Below are 12,734 nucleotides of genomic sequence, written 5' to 3'. Positions count from 1 at the left end.
CCGATGCGGATTCTGATTGCACCTGATTCCTACAAGGAAAGTCTGAGTGCCTCGGCCGTGGCCATTGCGATCGAGGCCGGTTTTCGGCAGGTCTGGCCGCACGCCGATTGCCGTCGCCTGCCGATGGCGGATGGTGGTGAAGGCACCGTGGATGCCATGCTGGACGCGATGGGCGGCCGGCGTATGGCCGTGACGGTGCGCGATCCACTGGATCGGCCGCGCCAGGCCGAGTTCGGCTTGCTGGGCGATGGCCGCACGGCCGTCATCGAAATGGCCTCGGCCAGCGGACTGGGCCTGTTGAGCGAGGCCGAGCGTGATCCGCTGCAGGCCAGTTCCTTCGGTACCGGTCAGCTGATCCGTGCGGCCCTGGATACGGGCGCGCGGCATCTGATTCTGGGCATCGGCGGCAGTGCCACCAATGATGGTGGTTGCGGCGCGGCGCAGGCGCTGGGGGCGCGGTTTTTCGATGCGGACGGGATGCTGCTGGAAGGGGCGCCGATCACCTTTATGCATCGTCTTCGGCGCATCGACCTGTCGGGGCTCGATGCCAGACTGGCCGAGACGACCTTGGAAGTGGCCTGTGATGTCGACAACCCGTTGCTGGGGGCCCATGGTGCATCCAGCATCTTCGGCCCGCAGAAAGGGGCCACGCCAGCCATGGTGGATCTGTTGGAGCAGCGGCTCACCGGCCTGGCCGAGCGGATCAGGCTGGATCTGGGCCGTGACGTGCGCGATCTGGCCGGCGGCGGTGCCGCCGGTGGCATGGGCGCAGGCGCGGTGGCCTTGCTGGGCGGATGCTTGCGTTCCGGTATCGAGATTGTCAGCGCTACCGTGGATCTGGCGTCTGCCGTGCAGGAGGCCGACCTGGTGATTACCGGCGAAGGCCGTATCGATGGCCAGAGCATTCATGGCAAGACGCCAGTCGGCGTGGCCAGGGTTGCCAGGCAATACGGCCGGCCGGTGATCGCGATCGCCGGTGCCTTGGGCGATGGCTATGAGGCGGTGCTGGGTGCAGGCATCGATGCCGTGTTCAGTACCGCCAACCAAGGCTTGAGCCGGTCACAGATGTTCGCGCGTGCGGCAGTCTCGGTGGAGGCTGTCGCCCGTGAAATCGCCGCCACCTTGCGGCTGGGCTTCAACGCCCGGCGCTGAGTGGCCTTCAGCAGGTACCAAACTGCCAAGGAGCAGGGTATGCAATCCGTATCGCGAAAGATGTGGGCGCTGGCATGCGCCATGGCGTGGCTGCCTCTTGCGGGGGCCATCAGTGCCGAAGTTCCTGCTGGCGCCACGGCGCCGGCACCGCTGAAGCTGGCTTACAGTTCGAACCGGATCTGGAATGCGGTGACGGTCGCCGATGACGGCCGGGTCTTTGCCTCGTTTCCCTATTGGGGTGGCGGTGCCGATCAGGGACCGACCGTGGCCGAGCTGGCCCCGGACGGCAAGGCCTCGCCGTATCCCGATGCGGACTGGAACGGCTGGAAACGAGGCATCGACCCACAGCACAGTTTTGTTCGCGTCAATGCGATCCGGATCGGACCGGACGGCCATTTGTGGGTGGTCGATTCCGGTGAGGCCAGCCTCAGTACGGCGATGCCGGCCGGCAGCCATACCGCGCGTGGCAAACTGGTCGAGATCGATCTGCGCAGCAACAAGGTCGTGCGTGTCATTGATCTGAGTGCAGGCAGCACGCCGCGCACCTATATCGACGATATCCGCTTCTGGAAGGGTCATGCTTTTCTTACCGATGCAGGTGATCCGGGGCTGGTGGTGCTGGATCTGAAGACCGGTACCCAGCGACGGGTGTTGGAGCATATCGATGCCACCACCGATCTGCGCCCGATGGTGGCCGAAGGCCGGACCCTGATCAGCGAGGGCAGGCAAACCCGGATCCATGCCGACCAGCTTGAAGTCTCGCCGGACGGGAAGTGGCTGTATTTCCAGGCCAGCTCCGGGCCGTTGTATCGGATCGCGATTTCGGCGCTGCTGGATACGTCGCTGGCCCGGAAAGCCTTGAACCGCAAGGTGCAGTTCGTCTACGACACGCCGACCACCGGTGGCACCGTGATCGATGGTGACGGCAATGTCTATGTCTCGGATGTCAATACGCTGAAAATTCTGAAGATCACGCCGCAGGGCAAGGCCAGCACCCTGGTGGCCGATCCCCGCCTGGTCTGGGCCGATGCCATGTGGATCGACAACCATGGCAAGCTGTGGATTCCTGCGGTGCAGCTCAACCGCACGCCCAGCTTCCAGAACGGCGTCAACAAGGTGCATTACCCGGTGGCGATCTACACCATGGATCTGGGCCTGAAGCCGTTCCGCTGAACAAGGGGTTCATGTGGGGCGGTGGTCCAGGATGGCGGCCGCTGATTCCGGTGCCGCCTGCACCGCCCGGTTCCCATTCGCCGCGGGTCCGGCACCATGATCTGAACCACCGTGGGCGAGATATCGAGGTGGGAGAAATCCATGGCTGCTTCAGCCGGCTTGAGGCGGCGCTGGCCTTGGTGGGCTTCGATGCGGGGCGCGACCGCCTGTTTGCGGTCGGTGATCTGGTGGATCGCGGGCCGGAATCGGCCGAGGTGCTGAACTGGCACGGCCATGGTTTCACGCCCTCTGCGGCAATCACGAGCTGATGACCTGACGTCGTGCCGTCGGCGACCTGGTGCCGGGCATCGATCACCGGGTCTACGGCGGCGCATGACTCGACGAGTGCGATCGGGCGAACCGCGCGGCGGTGGCCGAGGCCTTGCGTGCTTTGCCGCTGGCGATCTAAGTGGAGACGCCGAAGGGCAAGGTGGGGCTGATCCATGCGGCCTCTCCCTATGACGACTGGCGGCCATCCACGGCCGGTATTTCAGCGAGGCGGACGAGGAGGCCGGTCTGTGGTCGATGGATCGCTATCGGCTGCGTTGCGAGCAACCGATCCGCCACGTCCGTGCCGTGGTTCAGGGGCATCCGGCCTTGCCCAGCCCATTGCAGCTGGGCAATGGGCACTAAATCGATACGGGTGGCTGGCATCTCGACGGGCAATTCACCTTGCTGGATCTGCATGCGCTGAAGTCCTGTCGTTCGCTGGCTTCCAGGCGAGCCTGGTCGTCGGACCTTCATGATCGCACCGGCGTGCGCAGGGCAGGGCCTGCGGGGCGGCGCTGACGGATAGCGGGTAAGATAGGCGGGCCTATGCTGCCTCCTCGATCCTCCTGTTATCTGCCTGTTACCGAAGCCGTTGCCGATGCCTTTGTCGAGCAGGGCCTGACCTCGGCTCTGCCGATCGAATGGGCCAGCGTGTGGGCCTTGCTGGCGGTGCTGGGCAGAGATCGCATTTCACATGCCGAGCTGCTGCGCTACGTGTCCGAGCTGCATGCGCTGTTTGCGATGGAAACGGCGGTGTCGGCCGAAGCGCGGCTGGGCCAGCTCAGGCAGCGTTGCACCATCGAGGACTGGACTGCGAGCAAGCGGAGGTTGCTGGATCAGGGCATCGTGTTTGCACCCGAAGATTGCATGGCCGAGCAGGCCTGGCGCGATGCGGAAGGGCGCTTCAGTGGTGATTTCCAGCAGCGCTGCAGCGAATGGCTGCAGGATTACGAGATCGACTTGAGGCCGCTGGCTCAGGCGGATGCATCCGATGCCGACCTGGCGGATGGCCTGGACGACGGGCCGGAGGTGCCGGAAGCCTCCGGTCAGTCGCCGTGGCGGCGGGTCATGCATGGCCCCGGCGATCAGGCCAGGGTGGTCCGGGCGATCATGGCCACGCCGGATGAACACTTCTCGATGGCTGCCTATGCCGGCACCGGCAAGACCCATTTGCTGCTGGCGCTGGCTGAGGCCGGCGGGCGTTATACCCATCTGGCACCGACGGCGGCCCATCGACAGGCCCTGATCCAGCGACTGGGCACGGCGGGCACGATCCACAGCATCACCTTGTACGATCTGGCCAATACCATGGCTGCCGGGTTGGTACGGGCACAAGACACCCGCTGGCAGTCGCCGCCGCGCGTCGGCCAATCGACCTGGTCGGTGGCCCGGCAAGCCGAATATCTGGGCATCCCGGCCATCGGCGAGGCGACGCCGGCCTCTACCTTGCTGCTGTTGTTCCGCTTGATCCGCCACTGGTGTTTCAGCCAGGACCCTGCCATCGAGCTGGTGCATGCCCGACGCGTGTCACCGCTGGCCAGCGCGGAGGATCTCGCCGCCTGCGTGGCCTGGGCGACCAAGGTCTGGGAGGCGATGCTGGCACCTCGATCCGCCCGGCAGGAACGGGTCTTCAGTCTCAACCTGTTTCATCTGGTCAAATGGCTGGACGTGGCCGGTGCCGGAATCCCGCCGATGGGGACCTTGCTGCTGGACGAAGCACACGATTTGCCGGGTCCCTGGTATGCGCTGCTGCGCCGTTATCCGCAGGGCTGGGTGACGATGGGCGATCCCTATCAATGCCTGTCCGGCAGTGTCCCGCATGCGCCTCATGCCAAGGCGCTGGTGATGGCCCAGTCAGTCCGTGCCGGTGAGCAGGTAACGCCCATCATGCAGCAGGTGCTGGAGCGCCACAGCGAGGTGCTGGTGCATGATCTGATCCGCGGATCGCGTGAGCATGTGACCCGGCCTTGTCGTTATGGCGAAGGGGACGCCCTGCCTGATGAGGGCCTGCGGGCTTATGGCCGGATCTGGACGTTGCTGGAAGATGCGCTGTGGCTGAACAGCCGGCAAGGACGCTTCCGTCTGATCAAGGCCTCGGAAACCGAGCTGGTCCAGATGGTGAAGGACGCGATGCTGCTGCGCAGGCACGGAGATCTGCCGAAAAGCTACAAGCTGCGGGCCTTCCGGAACTGGCCGATGTTGGCCCAGCATCTGGAAACGCTCGGTCATGGTCGAGTGCTGCGGATGTTCGACCGTGGTTTTGATGACCGCCATCTTGCCAGCCTGATCGCCAGTCAGCGGCCAGCGGATGACGGTGCCTTGACCATGGGGTTGCTGGAACACTGCAAGAACATGGAATTCGACATTGTCACCTTGTCGGACTGCTGTGTCTCGGCGTCGCGCAAGGTGTTGTCCAGAGATGAGCGTGACGAGCAGGTCAAAGCGCTTTACGTGGCCATGAGCCGGGCCCGGCGGCAGCTGTGGTTTCCTGGCGACACCATGGAGCGGCTGGCTGATCAGGGATGAGCCGGCAAGGTGGATGCAAAAAGCCCCGGGAAGCGGGCTTTCCGGGGCTTTTCGGCTGGAATGATTGGTGGAGCGGAGGAGGATCGAACTCCCGACCTTCGCATTGCGAACGCGACGCTCTCCCAGCTGAGCTACCGCCCCATCAGAATCGCGATGATATCAGCCACGGCGGGCTTCGCCAAGCGGCGGCCGATTCCCGGGCATCAGGCTTTTATGTCGCAGGTAGGCGACGGCGGCAGCGGCGATACTGTGCCGGACATCGGCCGGTTCTCGGCGTGGTTCCCGCAGGGACGCCATCACCATGGCCGATGATGGTCAGGCTGTGGTGAGCGAGACAATGCGCAAAAGAGCTGAATGGATGGTGCTGGGGCTGATGCTGTCGATCGGCCTGGTGCTGGGGCTGTCGGGACACTGGCACGGTGCGGTGCTGATGTGGGTGCTGAGCGCGGTGCTGGAAATCGGGGTGTGGATCGATCGGCGACGGGCGGGCGGCCATCACGGCGAGCGATCGGAGCGCGAGGAGTCCGAAGCGGCAGATGGTGACCAGCCCGAACCGGGCAGCGGCGAGTAGGTCGCTCCCTTCGCCTGGAAAGCGCCGCCGCTGCCGAGGGGCCCGGTGTCCCGCAGCGACGGCCTGTGATCCGTTTCAGGGAAGCCGGCTGGCCAGGGCTTCCGCCAGCAAGGGGCCGCGCCAGCCATGGAACAAGGCCGGGGTCTGACGGCTGAGCACATAGTCTTCCAGCACCTTGCGCGGGCACAACAGACCGGCTGGCAGGTCGAGCCGGGCCGCCTGGGTATCGACGACCTGCTTCATGCTGGCCAGTGCGCGCTTGGCTTCGCCCTGCGGCAGGCCCAGCACGGGCTCGGTCGCGGCGATTTCTTCGGCGCTGACCGGCGGCTGCATCACGTCATGCAAGGCTTCGCGCTGGGCTGCGCGCAGCGCCCGCAGCCCGCGGGTTCGCTGGTCCAGCTCGCCGCGGTCGCGCGGCGGTCGTTCGGCAAGGCTCAGTGCATGCGTATCGTCCAGCAACCAGGTCTTGGGCCGATTGATCTCGCGGGCGGTCTGTTCGCGCCACAGCAGCAGCCGGCGCAGCATGGCCTGCTGTTCGGCTGGCCATTCAGCCGCCGGGCGGACATGACGCTGGGGCTGGGCTTCGGTGTGGCGACCGGCGCCGCGCTGTTTCAGTCGTTCGCATTCTTCAGTCAGCCAGTCCTGGCGTCCCAGCGTATTCAGCTTTTCGTCCACGTGCTGCCGTATCGCCTGCAGATAGACCACGTCCAGGGTGGCATAGCCGCGCTGTGATTCGGTCAGCGGGCGCTGCAGCCAGTCGGAGCGGGTTTCGCCCTTGTCCAGCACCACCCCGGCTACGGTCTCGACCAGCGCCCGATAGCTTAGACCGAAGCCCAGTCCGGCCAGGCTGGCGGCGATCTGGGTGTCATACAGGCGGTCAGGGCCGTTCGGCAGCAGCTGGCCCAGGGCTTCGAGGTCTTCGCTGGCACTGTGCATGATCGTCACCAGTGCCCGCCGATGCTGGACGTCCTGCAGCAGCGTGCCGACCTCGAAAGCGGTCGGATCCACCAGCGCATAGCGCCCGGCATGCTCCAACTGGAGCAGGGCCAGCTGCGGGTAAAACGTATCCCGTCGCATGAACTCGGTGTCCATGCCCAGGCAGGCCTGGTTCTCGATGGGAGCCAGCCACTCCTGAAGAGCTTCGGCAGAGTTGATCCATTGGCTGGCGCGGGCTTGGGTGGTCACTGCGTGGGGGATTCCTGTGGGGGAGGCTGCCTGGGAGGGGCTGGCTCAATTTCCGCCTGCACGATATCAGGCTTGTCGCCTTGCGCAGAAGCCTGAAGCGTGCCGAGACTGTCGCAAAAACATGCGCTTGTCGCGTAAAACCCATTTCCCGAGGCCCAGGTTGCCGGGCTATAGGCCCAAAAATCAGACGGATAGGGGCTTGTAAACGCTATGTAAAAAAAGTGAAAATTTACTATGTTCAAATGACGAGGTTGTCACCGAGTCATGGACAGTCGGCTGCTGCACCTCACCAGAAGGAAGCGGCATGCCGGCCATCATTTCGGGGATTACAGGCTTGATGACGCGGACTGAAAACCAGTTCGGGCCATGCTGCGAACACACTTCAGGCGCAAGGGATGGCGCCGTTACTTTTTAGATCAATCTTTTTGGATCAGGGGTTCTGACTTTATGAAGCGTAACTGTCTTGCGATAGCCGTCGGCTTTGCACTCTGCGCGGCAGCGCCTTTGGTGCTGGCCCAGTCCGCGAATTCCACCACGGCCAAGGCGGCCCAGCCGACGCAGGCACGTGACAACGTTTCCAGCACCTCGAACTCCACCCGCCAGCATGACACCAAGCGTGCGGCGGCCCAGTTGGATGCCGTCAGTGTGCAGGCCGATACGCTGTCGATCGGCTCGGGTCTGATGGAAGTGCAGACCGCGCCCAAGGCGGTGTCCACCATCAGTCGTGAAGCGATCCAGCAGGCCGCCCCCGGCGCGACCTTCGTGCAGATGCTGAGCACCATTCCCGGCGTGAATGCCTCGACCGACGACAACACCGGTCTGAACGACGGCAACCTGACCATTCGCGGTTACACCATGGATGAAGTCGGCGTCACGGTGAACGGCGCGCCCATCAACGATGCAGGCAACTACAAGATTTATGCGACCGAATACGGTGACACCGAAAACATGGGTGATATCACGGTCCAGCAGGGCTTCCCTGATCAAGACAGTCCGATCCCCGGTGCCGCGGGTGGCTCGATCGCCTGGGTGACGATCGATCCCAGCCACAAGGCTGGTGTCGATATCAGCCAGTCGATCGGCAGCTATGGCTACAACCGCACTTTCGTGCGTCTGAACACGGGCGATACCGGTCCGTTCCGCTCATGGATTTCGTATTCCAACAACGAAGTCAACAACTGGCGCGGTCCCGGCGGCTCCAAGGTGGCCAAGGTGGATGCCAAGACCATCTGGACCATCAACGACAAGAACAGCATCTCGGCCTCGCTGCAGTACAACCGCGAAGCCAAGACCAACTATATGGGGCTCACCAAGGCTCAGGCTGGTACCCGCTATCAGCAAAGCTATTCGCCGACCTTTGTGGTTGGCAGTGCCAGCAACAACAATTTCTACCGGTATCACTACAACCCCTACCGCAGCCTGCTGGTCAGCCTTGATGGCGAGTTTACCCTCAGCGACAACCTGCATCTCTCCGTGGTGCCGTACTTCCAGTACGGCTATGGCGGTGGCGGCAGCGGCACGTCGATGACCGAGTCGACCTCGAGCGTGCCGATGTATGGTTACGTCAATGCCGATCTCAATGGTGATGGCGTGATCACCAACGGCAAGAAGGTAAGCGTGGCGGCGATGAGCTACAACTACACCTATCGCCCGGGTGTGGTCGTCAAGTTCAACCAGAACATCGGTCAGGACAATACCTTGGAATACGGCATCTGGACTGAAGGTGCCCGTCAGCAGAACGGCAACAACTACATGGCCGTGGACCCGGTGAGCGGTGCGCCGGCCGATGCCTGGGCTCAGACCAACCTGCTGCGCTACTCCAATGGCCGTGCCATCCAGTCTTACGATCAGTACACCAACAGCACCAATCGCAAGGCCTTCGTCACTGATACCTGGACTCCGACAGATCAGTTGACCTTCACCTTGGGTGCGGCCTATGTCTGGACCAATCGCTCCGGCTACGTTTACGAGTATCCGACCTCGCAGCGCGGAGGGACTTACAATCAGTTCGGAGGCAATGCGGATCAGTCTTGGCACAAGGTGACCCCTTCGGGTGGCGCCAAGTTCCAGCTGGATGATCGCAACCAGTTTTACCTGGGCATCGGCAAGACCTTCCGTGCGCCGATTGCCGGTTCGCTTTACAATCCGCTGTTGGGCAGCGAGGCGACCACCGGTCTGCAGTCCAAGCCGGAAAGCTCCTGGACTTATGATCTGGGCTGGCGCTTCTACGGCAGCCGTGTGTCGGCTGTCGTCGACGCCTATGCCAGCAACTTCAGCAATAAGCAGATTTCGGGTTACGACCAGAACACCTTCCAGACGGTTTACCTGTCGCTGGGGCGGGTTCACATGCGCGGTCTGAATACCGAGCTGAACGTGAAGCTGAGTCAGGACTGGAGCATCTATGGCTCTTACTCCTATACCCAGGCCATCATGCAGGACAACCTGAACAGTGGCGGCGACGGTATTTATTACACGCGTGGCAAGACGCTGCTGAACACTCCGCGTAATTTGTTGAATGTCGGCGTGTCCTTCCATCATGGTCCGGCCTGGGCTTCGCTCTCGACCCGCACCAGCAGTGCTTTCTACGGCGACTGGTCCAATACCGAAAAGGTTGGCGGCTACACCACGCTGAACCTTAATGCCGGCTGGAATTTCCATGACTGGGGCTTCATGCACAAGCCCTACATCAAGATCAACGGTTTCAACCTGCTTAACCGTCGAGCTTTCACTTTTGCCAGCAATATCTCGGCCTTCATGGCCAGCAATCCTGGTAAGATCAAGGACGTCAATGGTACGACCCTCTATGCGAGCTCGCCGTATTACTCGCTGCTGGAAGGTCGCTCGGGCATGATTACCATCGGCGCTTCGTTCTTCTGATCCAGCGTCATCGTGTGAATCCAAGGCCGGCATCGCAAGATGCCGGCCTTTTTGTTGTGCCAGGGGCGGCCACTGCACAGCAGCGGGGAGGGGTGCCTTTTGGCAGGGGGGCTTGTCATCTATGTGTAAAAAAAGTGAAAATTCGTCATAACCTAATAACCAAAGCCTGTCCGGGCCCATTTCAGCGTTCGGACGCACTTCGGAACATCTGCAGGGGCGGATGTCGGGTTCCAGAGCAGAACTGCCGGGACCAGCGTTGCAAGCAAGTGAGATCGACCGCGTCATCACGATGATGCGCGGTGTTGCTTTTTCTTTTTCTGGCGCCGGCATTCGGCGTCTCGATGATTGCTATCAGGGGTTGTGACGTATGAAACGAAACTGTCTTGCACTGGCCGTAGGGGTGGCACTCGCTGTCGCCGCGCCGCTGAGCTTCGCCCAGACCGACGGCACTGCAGCAGCCTCGAACAAGGCCGCCACCCAGCAGCGGCAAAGCGTCTCCTCGACCTCGAACACCACCCGCTCCAACGATACCAAGCGTGCTGCCGCCCAGCTCGGTGCCGTCAGCGTGCAGGCTGACACGCTTTCGATCGGGTCGGGCCTGATGGAAGTGCAGACGGCCCCCAAGGCCGTATCCACCATCAGCCGCGAAGCCATCACCCAGGCCGCGCCGGGTGCTACCTTCGTGCAGATGCTGGGTTCCATCCCGGGTGTCAATGCTTCGACCGACGACAATACCGGCCTGAATGACGGCAACCTGACCGTTCGTGGCTACACCATGGATGAAGTCGGCGTGACCGTGAATGGCGCGCCCATCAACGACAGCGGCAACTACAAGATCTACGCCACCGAATACGGCGATACCGAGAACATGGGCGACATCACCGTCCAGCAGGGGTATCCGGACCAGGATTCGCCGATGGCGGGTGCGGCCGGCGGTTCGGTGGCCTGGGTGACCATCGATCCCAGTCACAAGGCCGGTGTGGACGTCAGCCAGTCGTACGGCAGCTATGGCTATCGACGGACCTTTGTCCGTCTGAATACCGGCGATACCGGTCCGGTGCGCTCCTGGGTTTCGTATTCGGACAACCAGGTCAACAACTGGCGCGGACCGGGTGGATCCAAGGTCGGCAAGGTCGATGCCAAGTCGATCTGGACCATCAATGACAAGAACACGGTCTCCTTTTCGCTGCAGTACAACCGCGAAGGCAAGACCAGCTACGAAGGCATGTACAAGAGCGATGTCGCGGCCGGTCTGTACAAGACCAGTTATTCGCCGACCTTCCATGCCGGCAGTCTCAGCAACAGCAGTTTCTATCGCTATCACTACAATCCCTTCCGCAGCTTGCTGGTCAGCATGGATGGCGAGTTCACCCTCAGCGACAACCTGCATCTGTCGGTGGTGCCTTACTTCCAGTACGGCAATGGCGGTGTGACCACGTCGGGTCAGCTGAGCGAAGATGGTTCGGACCCCTACGTGATGAGCAGCAAGCAGGGCGGTACCCGCCAGCTGGTCGGTTCGTTCATCTATTCCAATACCTATCGCCCGGGCGTGATTGCCAAGCTGAATCAGGACTTCGGTGACAATGACAGCCTGGAATACGGCATCTGGACCGAAGAGGCCCGCCAGCAGCAGGGCAACAACTACACCCCGGTCGATCCGCAGACCGGTATCCAGGCCAACAACTGGGGCAATGGCAATCTGATCACCAATCAGGCCGGCCAGACCCTGCAGGCCTGGGACCAGTACACGGACAGCACCACCCGCAAGGCCTTCGTCACCAATACCTGGACGCCCAACGACCAGTGGACGATCAACGCCAGCGTGGCCTATCTGTGGATGGAGCGCAAAGGCTATTCCTATACTTACGAGGGTGCCTTCACCGCCAAGGACAAGCTGCAGGCTGCCAGTGGCGGCTATCAGCAGCAGAGCTGGCACAAGGTCACGCCGACCCTGGGCGTGAAGTACCAGCTGGATGATCGCAACCAGTTCTATCTGGGCGTGGGCCAGACCTTCCGCGCTCCGATTGGCGGTGCCTTGTACAACCCCTTGTTCAACAGTGCCGAAACCAAGTCGATTGCCTCCAAGCCGGAAAGCTCCTGGACCTATGATCTGGGCTGGCGCTTCTACGGCAGCCGTATTTCGGCCGTGGTCGATGCCTATGCCAGTGACTTCAGCAACAAGCAGCTGACCGGCACCAACCAGGAGACCAGCGAGTCGGTCTACCTGTCGCTGGGCAAGGTGCATATGCGCGGTCTGAACACCGAGCTGAACGTGAAGCTGAGTCAGGACTGGAGCATCTACGGTTCCTATTCCTATACCCAGGCCATCATGGAGAGCAACCTGAACACGGGCTATGCTGTCTACAACACCCATGGCAGGACCCTGCTCAATACGCCCCGCAACTTGCTGAACATCGGCGTGTCGTTCACCCATGGTCCGGTCTGGGCAACGCTGTCGACCCGTACCAGCAGCGCCTTCTACGGTGACTGGATGAATACCGAGAAGGTTGGTGGCTACACCACCTTGAACCTCAATGCCGGTTGGAACTTCCACGACTGGGGCTTCATGCACAAGCCTTACATCAAGATCAACGGCTTCAACCTGCTGAACCGTCGTGCCTTCACCTTTGCCTCGAACGTGACGGCCTTCCAGGCGACGGCAGGTCAGACGCCTTACTACTCGTTGCTGGAAGGTCGTTCCGGAATGATCACCGTGGGCGCCTCGTTCTTCTGATCTGACGGAAGTTTCCGGTGACATGTTTTGTCGGCCCCGCTTGCGGGGCCGATTTTTTTTGCGGAAATATTTGTCGGCGATACGCGTATGCCGGAAGGTTAGCGCCCTGATTCGCAAGATATTGACGATCAAGGCCTGAAATGCAAAAAAAATGAAACAAATCGTTGGTGTAATTTGCTGGATAGCAAGTTATTGCGTATGCAGGTA

9 protein-coding genes and 1 tRNA gene are annotated in these 12,734 nt (G+C 61.9%); 7 read left to right on the top strand and 3 right to left on the bottom strand.

Annotated elements, in window-relative coordinates; all coding sequences use genetic code 11:
* The first annotated feature begins 3 nt into the window (after nucleotides 1-3).
* The 3 genes from FRAAU_RS12745 to FRAAU_RS17280 all read left to right on the top strand — a co-directional run bounded on the left by FRAAU_RS12745 (nucleotide 4) and on the right by FRAAU_RS17280 (nucleotide 2,633).
* Nucleotides 4-1,152, top strand: coding sequence for a glycerate kinase (locus FRAAU_RS12745; protein WP_014403923.1), 1,149 nt, complete (start codon nucleotides 4-6; stop codon nucleotides 1,150-1,152).
* Nucleotides 1,153-1,191: 39 nt separating this feature from the next.
* On the top strand, nucleotides 1,192-2,325 hold the full coding sequence (locus tag FRAAU_RS12740) for an SMP-30/gluconolactonase/LRE family protein (RefSeq protein WP_014403922.1): 1,134 nt from the start codon (nucleotides 1,192-1,194) through the stop codon (nucleotides 2,323-2,325).
* A gap of 128 nt (nucleotides 2,326-2,453) precedes the next feature.
* The gene (locus FRAAU_RS17280; RefSeq protein WP_156803421.1) at nucleotides 2,454-2,633 is read left to right on the top strand and encodes a metallophosphoesterase; all 180 of its coding nucleotides are present in this window, start codon (nucleotides 2,454-2,456) and stop codon (nucleotides 2,631-2,633) included.
* Nucleotides 2,634-2,820: 187 nt separating this feature from the next.
* Here FRAAU_RS17280 and FRAAU_RS17275 read toward each other — a convergent pair whose 3' ends face one another.
* Nucleotides 2,821-3,051: a hypothetical protein gene (locus FRAAU_RS17275; protein ID WP_052317905.1), complete on the bottom strand. Its 231-nt coding sequence runs from the start codon at nucleotides 3,049-3,051 to the stop codon at nucleotides 2,821-2,823.
* A 129-nt stretch (nucleotides 3,052-3,180) separates the two neighbouring features.
* Here FRAAU_RS17275 and FRAAU_RS12730 point away from each other — a divergent pair, with 129 nt between their 5' ends.
* On the top strand, nucleotides 3,181-5,160 hold the full coding sequence (locus FRAAU_RS12730; RefSeq protein WP_014403921.1) for an AAA family ATPase: 1,980 nt from the start codon (nucleotides 3,181-3,183) through the stop codon (nucleotides 5,158-5,160).
* 65 nt (nucleotides 5,161-5,225) lie between these two features.
* Here FRAAU_RS12730 and FRAAU_RS12725 read toward each other — a convergent pair.
* Nucleotides 5,226-5,301, bottom strand: a tRNA-Ala gene (locus FRAAU_RS12725).
* A gap of 196 nt (nucleotides 5,302-5,497) precedes the next feature.
* On the opposite strand from FRAAU_RS12725, the gene FRAAU_RS12720 reads away from it, so the two are divergent.
* Nucleotides 5,498-5,731 (top strand): hypothetical protein, encoded by a 234-nt coding sequence (locus FRAAU_RS12720; protein WP_156803420.1) that lies wholly within the window; start codon nucleotides 5,498-5,500, stop codon nucleotides 5,729-5,731.
* A gap of 75 nt (nucleotides 5,732-5,806) precedes the next feature.
* Here the strand turns inward: FRAAU_RS12720 and FRAAU_RS12715 are convergent, their stop codons facing one another.
* Nucleotides 5,807-6,916: a ribonuclease D gene (locus FRAAU_RS12715; protein WP_014403919.1), complete on the bottom strand. Its 1,110-nt coding sequence runs from the start codon at nucleotides 6,914-6,916 to the stop codon at nucleotides 5,807-5,809.
* Between the two features lie 447 nt (nucleotides 6,917-7,363).
* On the opposite strand from FRAAU_RS12715, the gene FRAAU_RS12710 reads away from it, so the two are divergent.
* Both FRAAU_RS12710 and FRAAU_RS12705 read left to right on the top strand, forming a co-directional pair.
* Nucleotides 7,364-9,793, top strand: coding sequence for a TonB-dependent receptor (locus FRAAU_RS12710; RefSeq protein WP_014403918.1), 2,430 nt, complete (start codon nucleotides 7,364-7,366; stop codon nucleotides 9,791-9,793).
* Nucleotides 9,794-10,160: 367 nt separating this feature from the next.
* Nucleotides 10,161-12,527 carry a TonB-dependent receptor gene (locus tag FRAAU_RS12705; protein ID WP_014403917.1) on the top strand — a complete coding sequence of 789 codons (2,367 nt, stop codon included), beginning with the start codon at nucleotides 10,161-10,163 and terminating at the stop codon, nucleotides 12,525-12,527.
* The last annotated feature ends 207 nt before the right edge of the window (nucleotides 12,528-12,734 follow it).

The organism is Frateuria aurantia DSM 6220, assembly GCF_000242255.2.
Classification (GTDB): Bacteria; Pseudomonadota; Gammaproteobacteria; order Xanthomonadales; family Rhodanobacteraceae; genus Frateuria; species Frateuria aurantia.
The sequence above is the reverse complement of the archived record's forward strand: the minus strand, read 5'-3'. Positions and strand labels throughout refer to the sequence as shown.

Bases quoted from the DNA above. Each gene is read 5' to 3' on its own strand.
- FRAAU_RS12720 (WP_156803420.1), top strand. From the start codon at position 5,498: ATGCGCAAAAGAGCTGAATGGATGGTGCTGGGGCTGATGCTGTCGATC.
- FRAAU_RS12745 (WP_014403923.1), top strand. From the start codon at position 4: ATGCGGATTCTGATTGCACCTGATTCCTACAAGGAAAGTCTGAGTGCC.
- FRAAU_RS12730 (WP_014403921.1), top strand. From the start codon at position 3,181: ATGCTGCCTCCTCGATCCTCCTGTTATCTGCCTGTTACCGAAGCCGTT.
- FRAAU_RS17275 (WP_052317905.1), bottom strand. From the start codon at position 3,051: ATGCAGATCCAGCAAGGTGAATTGCCCGTCGAGATGCCAGCCACCCGT.
- FRAAU_RS12710 (WP_014403918.1), top strand. From the start codon at position 7,364: ATGAAGCGTAACTGTCTTGCGATAGCCGTCGGCTTTGCACTCTGCGCG.
- FRAAU_RS12740 (WP_014403922.1), top strand. From the start codon at position 1,192: ATGCAATCCGTATCGCGAAAGATGTGGGCGCTGGCATGCGCCATGGCG.
- FRAAU_RS12705 (WP_014403917.1), top strand. From the start codon at position 10,161: ATGAAACGAAACTGTCTTGCACTGGCCGTAGGGGTGGCACTCGCTGTC.